The organism is Streptomyces sp. NBC_01723 (assembly GCF_036246005.1).
GTDB lineage: Bacteria > Actinomycetota > Actinomycetes > Streptomycetales > Streptomycetaceae > Streptomyces.
The window spans coordinates 1,314,309-1,332,719 of the sequence record NZ_CP109171.1 but is presented as its reverse complement, the minus strand read 5'-3'; the positions used below and the strand labels follow the sequence as shown (position 1 = coordinate 1,332,719).

Sequence of the window (18,411 nt, the reverse complement as noted above, 5' to 3'; positions counted from 1 at the left end):
GGGACGGTGGCGCCGGACCGTGCCCGGCCCGGCGCCACCGTCCCCGGGTGAATGGCGGATGGCGCGCGGGCCCGCCGGACATGGCCGTCGGCCGACCCGCCCGGCGCACGGGCAACGCTCATGGGACGTTTCCCGGCCGGAAAGATCGACGTTGACGCGAGCACGTCCAGTCCGGCGACAACACCGGTATGCGTGTCGTCATCGTGACCGAATCCTTTCCCCCCGATGTGAACGGCGTCGCCCACTGCGCGCTGCAGACCGCCCGGCACCTCGTCGACCGCGGTCACGAATGCGTCGTCGTCGCACCGGCCACCGCCGCCGGCCACGCGGCGGACGCCGCCGCTCCGTGCCCGCTCGTCCGCGTCCCCTCCCTCCCGCTCCCCGGCTACCCCCAGGTCCGCGTCGCCCTGCCCAGCCGGCGCGTGGCCGCCGCCATCGCCGAACACCGCGCGGACGTCGTCCACCTGGCCAGCCCCTTCGTCCTCGGCGTCCGGGGCATGGCCGCCGCCGCCCGCCTCGGCGTGCCCGCCGTGGCCGTCTACCAGACCGACCTCGCCGGCTACGCCCGCACCTACATGGGGGCGGGCGAGGCGGCCGCCTGGCGCCGCATCCGCTCCGTGCACGCCGCCGCCGACCTCACCCTCGCCCCCTCCGGCGCGGCCCTGCGCGACCTGAGGGCGCACGGCGTGCCCCGGGTCGGCCTGTGGCCGCGCGGTGTGGACACCGTCCGCTTCCGGCCCGACCGGCGCGACGAGGAGCTGCGCCGCGGGTTCGCCCCGAACGGCGAGCTGATCGTCGGCTACGTGGGCCGCCTCGCCCCCGAGAAGCAGGTGGAGCTGCTGTCCGGCGTCTGCGCCCTGGAGGGCGTGCGCGTGGTGGTCGTCGGGGACGGGCCCAGCCGGCCGGGTCTGGAACAGGCGTTGCCCGGCGCCGCCTTCCTCGGCCGCCGCACCGGCGAAGAGCTGGCCCGGGTCTTCGCCTCCCTGGACGTCTTCGTGCACACCGGCCCCCTCGAGACGTTCTGCCAGACCGTCCAGGAGGCCATGGCCAGCGGCGTGCCCGTCGTCGCCCCGGCGGCCGGCGGCCCGCTCGATCTGGTGGCCCACGGCAGCACCGGCCTGCTGGTGCCACCGCGCGACGCCGCCGCCGTACGGGACGCCGTGTGGTCGCTGTCCGCTGACCCCGTACTGCGGGCCGCGTACGGGGCGGCCGGCCGGGCGAAGGTCGAGGGGCGCACGTGGGCGGCCGTCGGCGACCGCCTGATCGGGCACTACAGGGACGTGCTGGCCTCGCGGAAGGCGGTGCTGGCGGCATGAACGCGCTGCGGATCGTCCGGCTCGCCAACTTCGTCGCACCCGCCTCGGGCGGCCTGCGCACCGCGCTGTGCGAGCTGGGCCGGGGATACCGGGCGGCCGGACACGACCCCGTCCTCGTGGTCCCGGGCGAGCACGCCGACGACCGGGAGACCGAGCAGGGCCGGGTGATCACCCTCCCCGGGCCGCTCCTGCCCGGCACCGGCGGCTACCGCGTCCTGACCGACAGGCGGCGCGTGAGCGCGCTCCTGGCGGACCTGGCACCCGACCGCCTGGAGGTGTCCGACCGCACCACGCTGCGCTGGACCGGCCGGTGGGCCCGGCGCGCCAGGGTCCCCGCCGTGATGGTCTCCCACGAGACCACCGACGGCGTGCTGCGCACCTGGGGCCTGCCCGAGGCGGCCGCCCGGCGCGCCGCCGACGCGCTCAACATCCGTACGGCGCACACCTACGCGCGCGTGGTGTGCACCACCGAGTTCGCCGAGCGGGAGTTCGTCCGCGTCGGCGCCCGCAACGTCGTACGGGCCCCACTCGGCGTCGACCTGGCCGGGCGGCACCCCTCGCTGCGCGACCCGGGTCTGCGGGCCCGTTTCGCGCGCGAGGACGAGGTCCTGCTGGCGACGTGCTCCCGGCTGTCGGTCGAGAAGCGGCCCGGCACGGCTCTCGACGCCCTCGACGCGCTCCGGCGGCGCGGCGTCCGGGCGGTGCTGGTGGTGGCCGGTGACGGACCGCTGCGGGCGCGGCTCGAACAGCGGGCACGGGAGCGCGGGCTGCCGGTGACCTTCCTCGGTCACGTCGCCGACCCCGGGCTGCTGGGCGCGCTCCAGGCGTCCGCCGACGTGTGCCTGGCTCCCGGACCGGCCGAGACCTTCGGGCTCGCCGCGCTGGAGGCGATGGCCTGCGGCACGCCCGTGGTCGCGAGCGCGTCGTCGGCGCTCCCCGAGGTGATCGGCTCCGCCGGGGCCGTCGCCGCCGACCACGGGGAGGCCTTCGCGGACGCCGTGGAGTCGCTGCTCGGGCACCGGGAGGCGGACCGCCGCGAGACGGCACGCGCGCGTGCCGAGTGCTTCGGCTGGGACACGGCGGTCGAGGCGTTCCTCGCCGCGCACGACGCGGCCGTCCCCACGCGCCCCGCGCTGCCGGAGACCGTGTCATGAGACGCCTCCGCTTCGTGGCCCTCGGCGACTCGCTGACCGAGGGTGTGGGCGACCCGGTGGGGCACGGGTGGCGGGGCTGGGCCGCGCTGCTCGCCACCGGACTCGCCGAGCAGCCCGTCCTCTTCACCAACCTCGCCCGCAGCGGCGCGCAGACCGTCGACGTGGCCGAGCGGCAGCTGCCGGCCGGCCTCGCCCTGCGCCCCGACCTCGTGTCCGTCGTCGTCGGCGTCAACGACACCCTGCGCCGCACCTTCGACCTCGGGGCGGTCGCCGCCCGCCTCGACACGGTGTACGGCGCCTGCACCGGGCGCGGCGCGCTGCTGCTCACGGCGTGTCTGCCGGATCCCGGGGCGGTGCTCGGGCTGCCGGACGCGCTCGCCCGTCCACTGGCCCGGCGGCAACGGGCGGTCAACGCCGTGGTGCACGCCCTGTCCGACCGGTACGGGGCCGTGCACCTGCACGCGTGCGAGGGCGGCTGGACGACGGACCGCTCGATGTGGAGCGTGGACCGGCTGCATCCCGGCGAGCGGGGGCACCGCCAGCTGGCCCTGCGCTTCCACGCGCTGCTCGCCGAGCGCGGCGTCGCCACCGGTCCCGCGCCCTCGCCCGACAACGAGTTCGCCGCCCCCACCCGGGCGGCGAGCCTGTGGTGGCTGGCCACCGCGGGCACCGGCTGGGTGGCCCGGCGCTGCACCGACCTGCTGCCCCAGCTGCTGACGCTGGCCGCCGGCGAACTGCGGCACCACGCACGCGGGACGAGCGCCCGGCTCGACCTGCGCACGTCCGCGGCCGTCACCGCCGCCCTCGCGGCGCTCGCGTCGAACGGCGGGCGGGAGGCGGAGGCGGCCTGAGAGCCGCCACCGGAAGGCGACGGGGAGGGAGTCCGGTGTCGGACGCACCTCCACCCTGCGGGCGTCAGCGCTCGCGTACCGCCACGAACCGCACCGGCGTCCCCGGTACCGCCTGGGCCGCCGCGGGGAGGTCGCGGGAGCGGACGACGCCGATCACCGGATAGCCACCGGTCGTCGGATGGTCGGCCAGGAACACCACGGGCCGGCCGTCCGGCGGCACCTGGACCGCGCCGAGCACCATGCCCTCGCTGGGCAGTTCGCCCGCGCGGGCACGCTCCAGCGGTGGTCCCTCCACGCGCAGTCCGATGCGGTTGCTCGCGGCCGACACCCGGTACGCGCGCGAGGTGAACGTCCGTACCGCCCCGGGCGTGAACCAGTCCGCGCGCGGGCCCGGCGTCACCCGCAGGATCAGCTCCGCCGGCGGTGCCGGCTGCGGGGCGACGTCCACGCACGCGTGCCGCCCGCGCGGCCGCCCCAGGGCGAGCACCATGCCGTCCGAGAGGGGCGGCGGTCCCAGGCCGGACAGCAGGTCGGTGGAGCGGCTGCCGAGCACCTGCTCGACCAGGACGCCGCCCGAGACGGCCACATAGGAGCGGACGCCGGAGCCGGCCGACCCCACGTCGAGCAGCGCGCCCGCCGGCACACCGACCGGCGCGCCCCAGGACACCGGCCTCCCGTCCACCGTCACAGGGCAGGGCGCGCCACCGACCGCCACGGTCATGGCGCACCGGGGGCGCAGGGCGCAGCCGGTGAGGGTGGTCTCCAGGACGGCCGCCTCGGGCGGGTTGCCGACCAGACGGTTGACCAGGGCGGCCGCGGGCGCGTCGAGCGCCCCGGAACGGGGGACGCCGAGGTGCGCGTGACCGGGGCGGCCCCGGTCCTGCACGGTGGTCAGGGCCCCGGCCCGGACGACGGCGAGCGCACGGTCCGTCATGAGCCGCCCCGCCGTTCGTGGGGTTCTCGGGGGCCTTTGGAGCCTTGGGGTGCCTGACGTCCTTGAGGTGCTGCCTGGGGTGCTTGCGGTGCTTGCGGTGCTCGGGGTCCTTCGGGGACGAACCGGACGCGCGTGCCGGGCGACAGGAGCGCCGCGGGCACGCGCGTGTGGTCCCACAGCACGGCGTCCGTGGTGCCGATCAACTGCCAGCCGCCCGGCGACGAGCGCGGGTACACGCCCGTGTAGGGACCGGCCAGCGCCACCGACCCGGCCGGGACGGCCGTGCGCGGGGTGTCCCGGCGCGGTACGTCGTACCGCGCGGGGAGCCCGGTCAGATAGCCGAAGCCGGGCGCGAACCCGCAGAAGGCGACCCGGAACTCGGTGTCGGCGTGGATGCGCGCCACCTCCCGCGGCGCCACTCCCCAGTGCGCGCCCACGTCGGCCAGGTCCGGGCCGTCGTAGCGGACCGGGATCTCGACGACGGGCCCCGCGCGCGGGGGAGCGGGCGGAACCTCGGCGGCGGTCAGTTCGGCCGCGAGCCGGGCCCGGCCGGCGACACCGTCCAGCAGGACGGTGCGGGCCGCCGGGACGATCTCCCGCGCGGCCAGCGTGCCCTCCGCGCGGCGCCGCAGCAGTTCCACGCGGAGCGCCTCCGCCTCCTCGCCCGAGGAGACCTCGACCAGCAGGGCGTCGTCGCCGACCGGCAGGACGTTCACGCGAAGGCCTCCACCCGGACGCCCGACGCCTCCAGCCGCTCCCGTACCCGGCGGGCCAGGTCCACCGCGCCGGGCGTGTCCCCGTGCACGCACAGGGAGCGCGCGCGGACCGTCACGACCGCTCCCGACCGGGCGGTGACCGTGCCGGAGCGGGCCAGCTCCACGGAGCGGGCCACGACGGAGTCGGGTTCGGTGACCACCGCGCCCTCCTGCCCGCGCGGCACCAGCGTGGCCTGGTCGGTGTACGCCCGGTCCGCGAAGGCCTCCGGCACGGCGGGCAGTCCCGCCTCCGCGGCCCGCTCCAGGACACGCGAGCCGGGCAGCCCGAGGACGGGCAGCGCGCCGCCCGCCAGGAGTACGCCGTCGACGACCGCCGCCGCCTGCTCCTCGTCCCGGACCACCCGGTTGTAGAGGGCGCCGTGCGGCTTGACGTACGCCACGCGCGTGCCCGCCGCGCGGGCGAAGACCTCTAGGGCGCCGATCTGGTAGGCCACCTCCGCCGCCAGCTCGGCGGGTGGCACGTCCATGGCGCGCCGTCCGAATCCGGCCAGGTCCCGGTAGGAGACCTGGGCGCCGACCGTCACGCCCCGCTCGGCCGCCAGCTCGCACACCCGCCGCATGGTGGCCGGGTCGCCGGCGTGGAACCCGCATGCGACGTTGGCGCTGGTGACGACGGAGAGCAGGCCCTCGTCGTCGGTGAGCCGCCAGCGGCCGAAGCCCTCGCCGAGGTCGGCGTTGAGGTCGATCGAGGTCATGTCTCCAGTGTCTCCGCTCTCGGGCGCCCGCAGGGGCACCCGGGGTCAGGCGACGCGGTACTGCTCGTCGCGCGCGTCGGTGAGGAACATCTGCCCCGGCGCGTGGGTCACGGCGAAGGGCAGCCGCGAGGCCATGACGGCCGCCTGTGGAGTCACCCCGCAGGCCCAGAACACCGGGATGTCGTCCGGCTCGGCGTCCACCGCGTCGCCGAAGTCGGGCCGGCCCAGGTCCTCGATGCCGAGCGCCGACGGGTCGCCGCAGTGCACCGGGCTGCCGTGCACCGCCGGGAGCAGGCTGGTCTCGTGGATCGCCGCCGACAGGTGGGCGGGCGGCACGGGGCGCATCGACACCACCATCGGGCCGTGCAGCCGGCCCGCCGGACGGCACCGACGCGTGGTGACGTACATCGGGACGTTGCGGCCCTGCTCGACGTGCCGGATCGGGACACCGGCCGACGCCAGCGCCCACTCGAAGGTGAAGCTGCATCCGATCAGGAACGTCACCAGATCGTCCCGCCAGTGCGCCCGCACGTCCGTCGGCTCCTCCACCAGCTCGCCGTCCCGCCACACCCGGTAGCGCGGCAGATCGGTGCGCAGGTCCGCGCCGTCGGCGAGCACGGTGGTCCAGGACCCGGCGTCGGTGACGTCGAGCACCGGGCAGGGCTGAGGGTTGCGCGTGCAGAACAGCAGCATGTCGTACGCCCAGTCGGCGGGCACCGAGATCAGGTTGGCCTGGGTGTGGCCCGCCGCGACCCCGGCCGTGGGGCCGGCCAGCCCCTCCCGGAAGAGGGAGCGGGCGGTTTTCGGGCTCCACGCGTGCGCGTGCCGTTCGACGAGGGCGAGCGGCCGGTCCTCGGCCACGTGCTGTGAGTGCTTCACGCCAGTTCCTTTCCGCGCGTCTCCGGCAGCCACAGCAGAGCCAGCGCCGCGATGGCGTAGCCGATGGCACCGAAGACCAGCGCGCCGCCCACACCCCAGCTGTCGGCCAGGAAGCCGACCGTGGTCGGGAAGACGGCGCCCACGGCGCGTCCGGTGTTGTACGTGAAGCCCTGGCCCGCGCCGCGTGCCGCCGTCGGGTACAGCTCGCTCAGGTACGAGCCGAAGCCGCTGAAGATGGCCGACATGCAGAAGCCGAGCGGGAAACCGAGCACCAGGAGCAGGGTGTTGGCGCCGTCGGGGATGTTGGCGTACGCCAGGATGCAGACCGCCGACAGCAGGGCGAACAGCCAGATGTTGCGTTTGCGGCCCAGCACGTCGGTGAGCCAGCCGCCGGTGAGATAGCCGATGAAGGCGCCCGAGATGAGGAAGGTCAGGTAGCCGCCGGTGCCGACGACCGACAGGTCCCGTTCGTCCTTCAGATAGGTCGGCACCCAGGTGGCGAGGGTGTAGTAGCCGCCCTGGACGCCGGTGGAGAGCAGGCTGGCGAAGAGGGTGACGCGCAGCAGGCCGGGCGCGCCGGCCGTACCGGGCTTGAAGATCGCCGCGAAGGAGCCCTTGCTCGCGCCCGGCTCCCGGATCTCGGTGGCCTGCGGCGCGTCGTGGACGCTGCGCCTGACCCAGACCACGAGCAGCGCCGGCAGCGCACCCGTCCAGAACATGACACGCCAGGCCAGATCGTCGCCGATCAGCGAGAACACCAGCGTGTACACGACCACCGCCAGGGCCCAGCCCACGGCCCAGGAGCTCTGGATCGCGCCGAGCGTACGGCCCCGGTGCCTGGCGCTCGCGTACTCGGCCACCAGGATCGCGCCGACCGCCCACTCGCCGCCGAAGCCGAGCCCCTGGAGGGCGCGGAAGACCAGCAGCGTCTCGTAGTTGGGGGCGAAACCGCACGCCACCGTGAACACGGCGTAGGTGATCACGGTGAGCAGCAGCGCCTTGACCCGGCCGACGCGGTCCGCCAGGACGCCCGCGAGGGCGCCGCCGATCGCCGAGACGACCAGGGTGACCGTCGTGAGCAGGCCGGTCTGGCCGCTGTCCAGGCCGAAGTACGCGGCCAGCGCCACCATGGTGAGCGGCAGTGTGAAGTAGTCGTAGGAGTCGAGGGCGTACCCGCCGAACGCGCCGCCGAAGGCGCGACGGCCCCGCGGGCCGAGGGCGTGCAGCCAGCCGAACGGGCCGTCGTCCGTGGTGTGTTCATCCGCGCCGGGACGCGCCTCGGTGGACAGGGCCCGTGGGGGAGGGGTTGTGCTCATGGGCACCTCGCAGGGGAAGGACGGAGGGTGCGTGCACTTCCTGGCACCGTAGGGGATCGTTCAACGATCCCTCAATACCCCTGTTGTTTCGTTCTGGTATCTGCGATTGAATTCCGGGCATGGCAGAGCAGTTGACGGGACTGGCCGACGACCGCGCCCTCCTGGGCCGGACCAGCACCGCCGAGCGGGTCTCGGACATCCTCAGGAGCCGGATCGCCGAGGGCTACTTCCCGCCCGGCACCCGCCTGTCCGAGGACAGCATCGGCGGCGCGCTCGGCGTCTCGCGCAACACCCTGCGCGAGTCGTTCCGGCTGCTCACCCACGAACGCCTGCTCGTCCACGAGCTGAACCGGGGCGTCTTCGTCCGGGTCCTGACCGTCGAGGACGTCGAGGACATCTACCGCACCCGCTCCCTCGTCGAGTGCGCCGTCGTACGCGGCCTCGGAAAGCCTCCCTACGCCCTCGAAGGGCTCGCCGAGGCCGTCGAGGACGGGCGCCGGTCGGCCCGCGAAGGTGACTGGAAAGCCGTCGGTACGGCCAACATCCACTTCCACCGGGAACTGGTCGCCCTCGCCGGCAGCGAACGCACCGACGAACTGATGCGCAGCGTCTTCGCCGAACTCCGCCTCGCCTTCCACGTCGTGGACGACCCACGGCGCCTGCACGAGCCGTACATCGCACGGAACGCGGAGCTCCTGACGGCCCTGGAGAACGGCGAGCGGGAGACGGCGGAGCGCCTGCTCGCGGTCTACCTCGACAACTCCCTCAAGCGCGTCGTGGAGGTCTACCTGCGGCGGGTCGGGGACGACACCCTCTAGGTCCGGTGCCCGCCGCCCCGGCCGTGGCCCCGGTCTCCGCCGCTCCGGACACGCCCCCGGCGGTCCCCGCGGTCGGCGGCCTGCCGTGCCGGGGCGCATCTGCGTCGTTTGGGTCGATGTCAGACCGAGGACCTAGTCTGTGCACCGTGACTTCGCCTGCACCGACGGACAGCGTTCCGCCCCAGCTCAGCGCGGGGCCGCGCCCTGCCCCGGGCCCGGCCGCCGACGAGGGACTGGCGCGGCGGCTGCGCGCGCTCGCCTGCACGGCGCCGCTGCACGACCTGGACGCCCGCAAGGCCAACCTCGCGGGCGAGTACTCGGTCTACGGCATGGCCGAGGTCGCCCTCGCCGCCATCGACCTCGTCACGCTGAACATGGACTTCGACACCGGCGCCGACCACGACCAGATAGTGGCCAGGCTGATCCCGCGCGTCGCCGCCCAGGCCCCGCGCCGTCCCGCCGCCGAGCACGAGCGGGTGGCCCGCTGGGTCCTGGAGAACCTGATCAACGTCGGCAGCGTAGACCGCGGCTTCCGCGCGGTCTACGGCACCTTCGGACCGGACGGTACCTACGTCCGCCGGGACTACGACTTCAAGCTCCTGGAGGAGGTCCCCGGCCCCGGCGGCACCGTCTACCTGCGCACCACGGACGAGGCGGTCAACGTCCTGGTCGGCGCCCTCGACACCGACGTCACCAGCGCCCAGATCGCCGCCGAGGTCAAGCTGGAGGTGCTGATCAGCCGGGGCCGCCTCGCCGACGCCCAGCTCGCCGCCGAGCAGGCCCGGTACCGGACCGTGCAGTACTCCGAGACCCTGCGCCGCGCCCTGGACGCCACCCGGCGCAACGTGCGCGCGGTGGACTGGCTGAGCGCCGTCCCCGACATGATCGCCGAGGCCCTGGACCACGTCGCCGACCGGTACCGCCACGAGAACGCGATCCTCACCAACATCCGCAAGGCCCGCGACGAGTCCGAGGACCACGAGCACAAGCGCCGCGCGGCCGAGCTGGTCGACATCGTCAAGGACTGCATCCGCCGCCACACCCAGCTCCAGTCCCGCCTCCTGGAGGCCGGCCCCCTCTTCCGCGCCGAACAGGACCGGCAGGCCTTCGCCACGCCCCTGACCACCTCCGGCCTCGATCTCTACGGCCATCTGGTGGCCCCCGTCCTGCCGTTGCCCCTGGAGCGGGCGCTGCGCGTCACCGACGCCTTCTTCGCCCGCGGCACCGGACTGCGCACGCCCGTCTCCGTCCGGGTCGGCGACCTCGTCGACATACTCCTGACCCCGCCGGTGGAGCGGGAGCACCTGGGCGCCGAGATGCCGGAACCCGACCTGATCGCCACTCCGGACGACAGCCGCTTCAGCGAGGAGCAGCTCGCGGCCGCCATGGAGCTGCTCGACCTCCCGCACGACGCCCCGCGCCGGCTGTCGGGACTGCTGGCCGACGCCCGCGCCCAGGACCCCGAACTGCCCTACCTCGTCGCCCTGCTGGCCGTGCACGCGGCCAGCCCGCCGGTCGGCACCGCCTACCGGCAGGGCGAGCCGAAGCTGCTGTTCGCCGTGGACGACGGCACCGAGCTGGACGACCACGAGTTCGGCGGCGCCGACCTCATCGTCGGCACCGCGCTGCTGGACGCGGCGGGCATGGCCGCCGCCCGCACGGAGGCGGCATGACGGTCACCCACCGCCACACCCCCCACCGCCACACGCCCCTACGATCCGAACAGCACGAGTGCCGGCACGGCGACGAGCGCCGGCACAGCAAGGAGAACCGACCGTGACCGAGCACGTCGACCGGAGCGAACCGGAGGCGGGTGCCGCGCCGGCCACCGCGGCCGTCACGCCCGCCGACGCCGCCGACGCGGCGCGGCTCGTCTCCTTCGGTCTCCAGCCCAAGCTGCTGCCCGCCCGCGACCAGGAGTACGCCGACCTGCTGCGCCGGTACCGCGAGGACCCGCCCTTCGCGCGCCTCGCCGACGCCGTCGCGACCGGCCTCGGTCTGATCGTGCTGGAAGTCTCCCCGCGCGCGGGCATGGCCGTCACCGCCGCCGAGGACTCGGTGTTCGCCGTCCGCATGGGCGACTACGCGCGCCGCGCCGCCACCGACTCCGGCGACCGCTTCCTGCACGGCCTCGCCCACCTCGCCCTCGCCGCCATGGCCTACCCGCGCCCCGAAGACCTCGCCGACGACGGCTACATCGGCCGCGTCACGGTCAACGGCGTGGACGCCTTCGTCCGCCAGGCCTGCCGCCGACTGGAGGAGCGCGCCGACGAGCAGGGCGAGAACACCGACCCGGCCACCGACGCCCCCGGCCTGGAGGCCGCCTGGCGGATCTGGGCCAGACGCAGCTCCACCGGCGCCACCAAGGACGCCCGCAGGCTCCCCGGCTCCACCACCGGCATCGTCGGCAAGGCCGCCGCGTTCCTCACCGAGTCCGGCTTCCTCCAGCGCACCGGCGACGACAGCGGCGGCACCTACCGCACGACCGCGCGGTACCAGCTCCAGGTGCGCGACATGGCGGGCAGCGCCGCCATGGCCGAGCTGCTGGACCTGGGCGTCGTCCCGGTCACCGACGGCACGGCGACGCTGCTGCCCGCCGAGGAGACGGAAGACCTGGAGCTGGTGGCCGACGCCGGGCTGCCGTTCCACTCGCCCTGACCCCGCGCCCAGCGCCGCCCCCGCCTCCCCGACCTCCCGAAGACTTACGAGAGTCCGCCATGTACGAGCTGTCCCGGGTCCGCCTCTACTCCATCGGACCCGCCGGTGCGCGCTACGCCGACACCGTGCTTGACCTGCGCGGTGTGGGCGAGCCCGTGCCCGACCCCGCGCCCACGCAGGCGGAGTTCTTCGAGGAGGAGCCGGTCGGCCCGCCGCGCCGCCCCGCCCCCGCGGGGGTGCTGTTCCTGGAGAACGGCGGTGGCAAATCCGTCCTGCTCAAGCTGATCTTCTCGGTGATGCTGCCCGGCCACCGCAACACCCTGGGCGGCGCCAGCTCGGGCGTCCTGCGCAAGTTCCTGCTCGCCGACGACTGCGGACACGTCGCGCTGGAGTGGCAGCACGTGCAGAGCGGCGAGTGCGTCGTCGTCGGCAAGGCCAGCGAGTGGCGCGGGCGCCAGGTCTCCAACGACCCCCGCAAGTTCGCCGAGGCCTGGTACTCCTTCCGGCCCGGGCCGGGACTGACCCTGGACAACCTGCCCGTCGCCGAGGCCACCGCCGTACGCCCGCCCGTGGAGGGCGTCTCCGGCGCCCAGGGCAGGCGGCGCACCATGAAGGGCTTCCGCGACGCCCTCACCGAGGCCGCCAAGACCTACCCGCACCTGGAGGTGCACTGGGAGGAGATCCACGACCGCTGGATCGAGCACCTCGGCGACCTCGGCCTCGACCCCGAACTCTTCCGCTACCAGCGCGAGATGAACGCCGACGAGGGCGAGGCCGCCGGCCTCTTCGCCGTCAAGAAGGACGCCGACTTCACCGACCTGCTGCTGCGTGCGGTCACCGACACCCGTGACACCGACGGACTCGCCGACCTGGTGAGCGGCTTCGGCAACAAGCTGGGCCGACGCGCCGAGCTGATCGCCGAACGCGACTTCACCGCCGGGTCCGTCGAGCTGCTCGGCCGGATCGTCGAGGCCGCCGAGGTCCGCACCCGCGCGCGCGACATCCACACCGCGGCCGAACGCCGGACCAGGACCCTCGCCCGGCGGCTCACCGCGCGCGGCGCCCAGGAGCGGGTCAGGGCCTCGGACCTCGCCCAGCGGGTCACCGCCGCCGCCCGAGCCGTCACCCACGCCGAGTCGGCCCGTGACCGCAGCGCCCTCATCGCCGCCGAACTCGCCTACCGGCACGCCTCGCTCGCCCTGACCGGCGCCGAGAAGTCCGCCGCCGCCCAGAAGCGCGAACTCGCCGACGCGCGCACCCTGCACTCCGCCTGGCAGGCCGCCGAGGCCGTACTGCGCCACCGCGCCGCCGCCGACCGCGTCGCCCGCGTGTCCGCCGCCATCCAGGAGGCCGAGCGGGACGCGGCCCCCGCGCTCGCCGCCCGCGCCAAGGCCGCCGTCGACCTCGTCCGCGCCCTGCACGCGGCGGCCGACCGGGCCGAGGGCCACGCCAACGAGGAGGAGGAGCGGTCCGCCGCCCTCCAGGAGGTCAGCGACGCGGCGCACCGCGACTCCACCACCGCCGCCACCGAGGCACAGCGCGCCCGCAGCGAGGTGGGGCACCTGCGCCAGCGCCTCACCGAGGTCGAGCAGGAGACCACCGAAGCGGTCAGGGCCGGCTGGCTCGACGACAGCGCGCCCGACGCCGACCCCGCCCGCGCGGCCCTCGCCGCCAGCGACGCCGAGAAGAGCACCGTCGCGGCCTGGGACACCGCCCGTGAGTCGGCACGCCGGGCCACGGAGCACGCGCGCGAGACGGCCTCCGCCGAGAGCCGCGCCGAACTGACGGCCGCCCGCGCGGCCGACGCCGCCACCGCGGCCGAACGCGCCCACGAGGCCGAGCGCCGCACGGCCGAGGCACTGGCCGTCGAGGAACGCCTCGCGGAACTGCTCGGCCTCGCCGCCGGCACCCGCCCCGGCATCCCGCAGCCCCGCCACGACGCGGACCACGACCCCGCGCCCGCGCGGGCCGACGGCGCCCTCACACCCCAGGAACTCGACCGCTTCGCCGACGAACTGCGCGAACTGCTCGACGACACCGTCTCCTCCGCCGAACGCCAGTTGTTCGACCTGCGCACCGCCGCCGCCGACGACTCCCGCATCCTCGGCGCGCTCGGCGACGGCGGACTGCTGCCGCCCGGCCCCGACGTGCTGGCCACCGTGGAGTTCCTGGGCGAGCACGGCATCCCCGCCCTGCCCGGCTGGCGCTACCTCGCGCAGGCCGTCGACCCCGCCGACCACGCGCGCGTGCTGGCCGCCCGGCCCGAACTGGTCGACGGCGTCATCATCACCGACCCCGACTCGCACACCCGCGCGCGCGACGTCCTCGGCGACGCGGCCCTCCTCCCGCGTTCGGCCGTCGCCGTCGGCACCGCCGCCGCCCTGCTCGCCCCCACCCCGGCCCCCGACTCCGACGCCGGGGACGTCTTCCTCGTACCGCCGAACCCCGCGATGCACGACGAGCACGCGGCCGACGAGGAGCGGCACGCGCTGCGCGCGCGGGCGACCCGGCGGGACGAGGAGATCCGCACCCTCGCCGCCCGGCTCGGCAAGGACCGCGAGCTGGCCGCCCGGCTCGCCTCCTGGCGCGCCGGCTGCCCCGCCGGACGCCTCACCGAACTCGCCCGGACCGCCGAGGAGGCGCGCGCCTTCGCCGACGAGGCCGAGGCCGAACTGACCGAGGCGCGCACCGCGCGGACCGAGGCGGACGAGGCCGCCGCCGAGGCCGTGCACCTGCGGGACGAACGGCAGGAGGCCGCGCAGAAGGCCCGGCGCGCCGCCGACGCGCTCGCCGGGCTCGCCTTCCGGCTGCGGGAACGGGCGGGCTGGCAGGTCCGCCTGCGGGAACTCGCCGACGAGGGCGCCGAGGCCGAGGCCCGCGCCCAGGCCTGCCTGGACCGGGCCCGCGCTGCCGACGAGGACCGCCGCGCCGCCCAGCGCGCCGCCGACGACGCCCGCCGCACCGCCCGCGCGCTGCGCGCCGAGCGCTCCGAGATCGCCGGCGCCCCCGACGACGTGACCGAGGACGGACCGGACACACCCGGCGACGGCACGGACGCGCCGAAGGCGTCCCTGCCGGACCTGCGCGAGGCCTACCGCGCCGCGTCCCAGGTGTACGAGAAGGTCGGCGTCGGCGCCGACCTGCGCGCCGAACAGGCCCGCGCCGAGAGCGACGAGAGCGCCGCGCGAGGGGACCTGGACCGGCTCAGCAACAAGGTCCGCACCCGCGCCGGGCAGCTCCTCGAATCGCCCGACGGCTCCGACGGACCGTCCCGGCAGGCCGCCGCCGCCCGCGCCGAGGAGCTGGTGCAGCTCCTGGAGACCCGCATGTCGAGCGCCAGCGAACAGCTCGGCCGCCTGCGCGGCGAGGCCGAACGGCACGCGCCCGAGGAGGGCGACGCCCACACCGAGCTGCCCGAGGAACTCCTCCCCCGCGACGCCGACCACGCCCAGACCCTGCTGCGCACGGCCACCACCGAACTCGCCTCCCACACCGAGGCGCTCACCCGGGCCCGCGACGCCCACGCCGGACTGCTCGGCACGCACCGCGCCGCCGAGGACGCCGCCGGCGGCTTCGACGAGATCGCCGCGATGCTCCGTGACCTGCTGCGCGAGCACGCGGCCGACGAGGAGCAGGAAGAGCCCGAGCCGTATCCGGGCGGTCTGGAGGAGGCCCGCCAGGCGGCCGGTGAGGCCCGCCGTTCGCTGCGCGGCTGCGCCGCCGACCTGTCCGCCGCCGAGGCCGGGGTCCGCGAGGCGAGCGACGTCCTGGTCCGGCACGCCAACTCCACCCGATACGAGCAGGTCCGCACCCCCGCGCGGCAGCAGATCCGCGAGCTGCCCGCCGCCACGCTGCCCGAGCACGCGGCCAAGTGGGCGGACGCCTTCGCGCCCCGGCTCCGCGTCCTCACCGACGAACTCGCGCAGTTGGAGCGCAACCGCGACTCGATCGTGGACCGGCTGCGCGGCCTGGTCGAGTCGGCCCTCGCCACCCTCCGCTCCGCCCAGCGCCTCTCCCGGCTGCCGGAAGGGCTGGGGGAGTGGTCCGGGCAGGAGTTCCTGCGCATCCGCTTCGAGGAACCCGACCAGGCCACCCTCACCGAGCGGCTCGGCGAGGTGGTCGACGAGGCCACCCGCGCCGCCGTGAAGAAGAACTCCGACCTGCGCCGCGACGGCATGTCCCTGCTGCTGCGGGGCGTCGCCGCCGCCCTGGCGCCCAAGGGCGTCGCCGTCGAGATCCTCAAGCCCGACGCCGTGCTGCGCGCCGAGCGCGTCCCCGTCGGCCAGATGGGCGACGTCTTCTCCGGCGGCCAGCTGCTCACCGCGGCCATCGCCCTGTACTGCACGATGGCCGCGCTCCGCAGCAACGACCGGGGCCGTGACCGGCACCGCCACGCAGGGACCCTGTTCCTCGACAACCCCATCGGGCGCGCCAACGCCACCTACCTGCTGGAGCTCCAGCGGGCCGTGTCCGACGCCCTCGGCGTCCAGCTGCTGTACACCACCGGCCTGTTCGACACGACCGCGCTCGCCGAGTTCCCGCTGGTCATCCGGCTGCGCAACGACGCCGACCTCAGGGCCGGCCTGAAGTACATCAGCGTCGAGGAGCACCTGCGGCCCGGCCTGCCGCAGCCGGCCCCGGCCGCCGAGGGGGAGGGGGAGACGGTGCACAGCGAGATCACGGCGACCCGGATGTTCAAGCGCCCCGCGCCGTCAGCCTCCTAGCCGCTCCAGCAGCCACTCGTGGAAGAGCCCGATGTGGTGCTCGGTCGGCACCAGCACGCCGCCCCCGCGGTAGGCGCGGGACGACATCGCGGGCTGGGTCCGCTCGCACGCCGCGAAGTCCTGCGTGTTGACCCGGTGGAACAGTTCCACCGACCGGGACAGGTCCGCCCCCGACGCCACCACGTCGGGGGCGTACAGCCAGTCGCACTCGACGACCGTGCGGTCCTCGGCGAGCGGGAACATGCGGTGCAGGATCACGTGGTCCGGTACGAGGTTGACGAAGACCGTCGGCCTGACGGTGACGGCGTAGTAGCGGCGGTCCTGGCTCTCCGCCACCTCGGGCAGCCGGTCGAAGCCCTCGCCGCCGTCGACCGTGAAGCCCTTGACCTCCTCGCCGAACTCGGCGCCGTGGCCCACGTAGTACTGGGCCGCGTAGCCGTCCGCGAACTCGGGCAGCACGTCGGTGAGTTCGGGGTGGATGGTGGCGCAGTGGTAGCACTCCATGAAGTTCTCGACGATCAGCTTCCAGTTGGCCCGCACGTCGTACCGGACGCGTCGGCCGAGGGCCAGCCGCTCCGTCCCGTAGCGCTCGATCGCCGCCGGGTCGCCGAGCCGTTCGACGACGGCACCGCGCACCGTCTCCTCGAAGGAGGGCGGCTCGTCGGCCAGGCACACCCAGGCATAGCCGAGCCATTCACGCAGGGCGACCTCGGCCAGGCCGTACGCGGCGCGGTCGACGTCCGGCATCTTCGTCAGGCCGGGCGCGGCGACCAGCCGGCCGTCGAGGTCGTACGTCCAGGCGTGGTACGGGCACTGGAGGTTGCGCCGCACCTCGCCCGACTCCTCCAGGCACAGCCGGGCACCCCGGTGGCGGCAGATGTTGAGGAAGGCGCGCAGTGCGCCCGTACGGGTGCGGGTGACGACGACGCTCTCGGACCCGACCTGCACGGTGCGGAAGGCACCGGGCCGTTCCAGGTCGGCGCCGCGGACGGCGCAGAACCACAGCGACTCGAAGACCTGCCGCTGTTCCTGACGGAAGATCTCCGGGTCGGTGTAGTAGCGGCCGGGCAGGGTCGCGATGAGGCTGGGGGACAGGGGGGTCGTCGTCACGTGCTGGCTCCTCGGGCGGACGCGGCGGTGAGGCGAGCGGGGTCGAAGAGACCGATCGGGTGCGCGGTGTCGCCGGTCAGGGCCAGGTCGGCGAGGATCTCGCCGACGACGGGCACGAACTTGAAGCCGTGCCCGGAGAATCCGCAGGCCACGGTGACCGAATCGCGATGCGCGGGATGGCGGGCGATGACGAAGTGCTCGTCCGCTGTGGTGGTGTACATGCAGGTGGCGGCCTTGAGGAAGGTGCCGGGCAGATCGGGGAGACGGTCGGACATGTGGTCCGCCATGGCCCGGACCTCGTGGTCGTGCACGGTCCGGTCGATGGCCTCCGGGGTGGTGACCTGCCCCTTGCGGAAGAAGGCGACCTTGGCGCCGTGGTCCGGACCGTCGATGGCGGGGAAGCCGTACACCTGGACGCCGGCCGCGTCCTCCCAGACGTAGATCGGCTGGTTGGCCGGGAGGAAGCGGCCGATGCCGCCCCGGGGCTGGAACCAGTACATGACCTGCCGCTCCACCGTGAACGGCACCCCGAGGTCGGCGAGCAGCCGCGGCGCCCAGGCGCCCGGGCAGATCACCAACCGGGCGGCGGCGTAGGTGTTCTCGCCGGTGTGCACACGGACGCCGTCCCGGTACGGCTCCCAGCGCGTCACCGGTTCCTCGAAGTGCAGGTCGGCGCCCTGGCGGGTGGCGAGCTGGAGATGGGCGGCGACCGTGTTCTCGGGGCGCAGCAGGCCCGCCTTGGCCTCGTACAGAGCGACCTCGTCGTCCCGCGGGGCGAGCGTCGGAAACCGGCGGCGGATCTCCCGCGCGTCCAGCATCTCGTGCGGCAGGTCCCACTCGCGGGCCGACCGCAGGGAGCCGGACACGGTCCAGGAGTCGGGCCGGCCCACCATCACGCCCCCGCACAGCAGGGCGATGTCCCGGCCGGTGGCCCGCTCCAGGTCGGCGTACAGCTCGTAGGCGCGCAGCAGCAGGGGAACGTACGCCGGGTCCTCGAAGTACGACTGTCGGGTGATCCGGGAACCGCCGTGGCTGGAGCCCCGGTTGTGCACGGGGCCGAACCGCTCCAGGCCCAGCACGCGGGCGCCGCGCGCGGACAGGTGGTGGGCGGCGGCGCTGCCCATGCCGCCGAGGCCGATGACGATCACGTCGTAGGTGGGGGACAAGAAGGGCCTCCTGG

14 protein-coding genes are annotated in these 18,411 nt (G+C 75.1%); 7 read left to right on the top strand and 7 right to left on the bottom strand.

Features of this window, described 5'->3' with window-relative positions:
- Nucleotides 1-188: 188 nt before the first annotated feature.
- The 3 genes from OIE75_RS06330 to OIE75_RS06320 are packed head-to-tail and all read left to right on the top strand — an operon-like array spanning nt 189 to nt 3,321.
- The gene (locus tag OIE75_RS06330) at nt 189-1,316 is read left to right on the top strand and encodes a glycosyltransferase family 4 protein (protein WP_329469893.1); all 1,128 of its coding nucleotides are present in this window, start codon (nt 189-191) and stop codon (nt 1,314-1,316) included.
- Complete coding sequence (locus OIE75_RS06325; RefSeq protein ID WP_329469891.1) at nt 1,313-2,470, top strand: glycosyltransferase; 1,158 nt, start codon at nt 1,313-1,315, stop codon at nt 2,468-2,470. Before OIE75_RS06330 ends, OIE75_RS06325 begins: the two co-directional genes overlap by 4 nt.
- A complete protein-coding gene (locus tag OIE75_RS06320; RefSeq protein ID WP_307010411.1) occupies nt 2,467-3,321 on the top strand; it encodes an SGNH/GDSL hydrolase family protein in 855 nt (284 codons plus the stop codon). The genes OIE75_RS06325 and OIE75_RS06320 overlap by 4 nt, the downstream gene beginning before the upstream one ends.
- Nucleotides 3,322-3,385: 64 nt before the next feature.
- Here OIE75_RS06320 and OIE75_RS06315 read toward each other — a convergent pair whose 3' ends face one another.
- The 5 genes from OIE75_RS06315 to OIE75_RS06295 are packed head-to-tail and all read right to left on the bottom strand — an operon-like array spanning nt 3,386 to nt 7,921.
- Complete coding sequence (locus OIE75_RS06315) at nt 3,386-4,255, bottom strand: biotin-dependent carboxyltransferase family protein (RefSeq protein WP_329469888.1); 870 nt, start codon at nt 4,253-4,255, stop codon at nt 3,386-3,388.
- On the bottom strand, nt 4,252-4,971 hold the full coding sequence (locus OIE75_RS06310; RefSeq protein ID WP_307010408.1) for a 5-oxoprolinase subunit B family protein: 720 nt from the start codon (nt 4,969-4,971) through the stop codon (nt 4,252-4,254). The genes OIE75_RS06315 and OIE75_RS06310 overlap by 4 nt, the downstream gene beginning before the upstream one ends.
- Nucleotides 4,968-5,726, bottom strand: a complete 759-nt coding sequence (locus tag OIE75_RS06305) for a LamB/YcsF family protein (RefSeq protein ID WP_307010407.1) — start codon at nt 5,724-5,726, stop codon at nt 4,968-4,970. The genes OIE75_RS06310 and OIE75_RS06305 overlap by 4 nt, the downstream gene beginning before the upstream one ends.
- Nucleotides 5,727-5,771: 45 nt before the next feature.
- On the bottom strand, nt 5,772-6,605 hold the full coding sequence (locus OIE75_RS06300; RefSeq protein ID WP_329469884.1) for a putative hydro-lyase: 834 nt from the start codon (nt 6,603-6,605) through the stop codon (nt 5,772-5,774).
- Nucleotides 6,602-7,921, bottom strand: a complete 1,320-nt coding sequence (locus OIE75_RS06295; RefSeq protein WP_329469882.1) for an MFS transporter — start codon at nt 7,919-7,921, stop codon at nt 6,602-6,604. Before OIE75_RS06295 ends, OIE75_RS06300 begins: the two co-directional genes overlap by 4 nt.
- 119 nt (nt 7,922-8,040) lie before the next feature.
- On the opposite strand from OIE75_RS06295, the gene OIE75_RS06290 reads away from it, so the two are divergent.
- The 4 genes from OIE75_RS06290 to OIE75_RS06275 all read left to right on the top strand — a co-directional run bounded on the left by OIE75_RS06290 (nt 8,041) and on the right by OIE75_RS06275 (nt 16,121).
- Nucleotides 8,041-8,739 (top strand): GntR family transcriptional regulator, encoded by a 699-nt coding sequence (locus OIE75_RS06290; protein WP_307010402.1) that lies wholly within the window; start codon nt 8,041-8,043, stop codon nt 8,737-8,739.
- A 146-nt stretch (nt 8,740-8,885) separates the two neighbouring features.
- Entirely contained in the window at nt 8,886-10,412 is a 1,527-nt protein-coding gene (locus OIE75_RS06285; RefSeq protein ID WP_307010400.1) for a hypothetical protein, read from the top strand.
- 103 nt (nt 10,413-10,515) lie between these two features.
- Entirely contained in the window at nt 10,516-11,397 is an 882-nt protein-coding gene (locus OIE75_RS06280) for a hypothetical protein (protein ID WP_329469879.1), read from the top strand.
- A 59-nt stretch (nt 11,398-11,456) separates the two neighbouring features.
- On the top strand, nt 11,457-16,121 hold the full coding sequence (locus tag OIE75_RS06275; RefSeq protein WP_329469878.1) for a hypothetical protein: 4,665 nt from the start codon (nt 11,457-11,459) through the stop codon (nt 16,119-16,121).
- Here the strand turns inward: OIE75_RS06275 and OIE75_RS06270 are convergent.
- Nucleotides 16,110-17,231 (bottom strand): aromatic ring-hydroxylating oxygenase subunit alpha, encoded by a 1,122-nt coding sequence (locus OIE75_RS06270; protein WP_307010395.1) that lies wholly within the window; start codon nt 17,229-17,231, stop codon nt 16,110-16,112. The genes OIE75_RS06275 and OIE75_RS06270 overlap by 12 nt on opposite strands.
- Entirely contained in the window at nt 17,228-18,397 is a 1,170-nt protein-coding gene (gene solA / locus OIE75_RS06265; RefSeq protein ID WP_329469876.1) for an N-methyl-L-tryptophan oxidase, read from the bottom strand. The genes OIE75_RS06270 and solA overlap by 4 nt, the downstream gene beginning before the upstream one ends.
- Between the last annotated feature and the right edge of the window lie 14 nt (nt 18,398-18,411).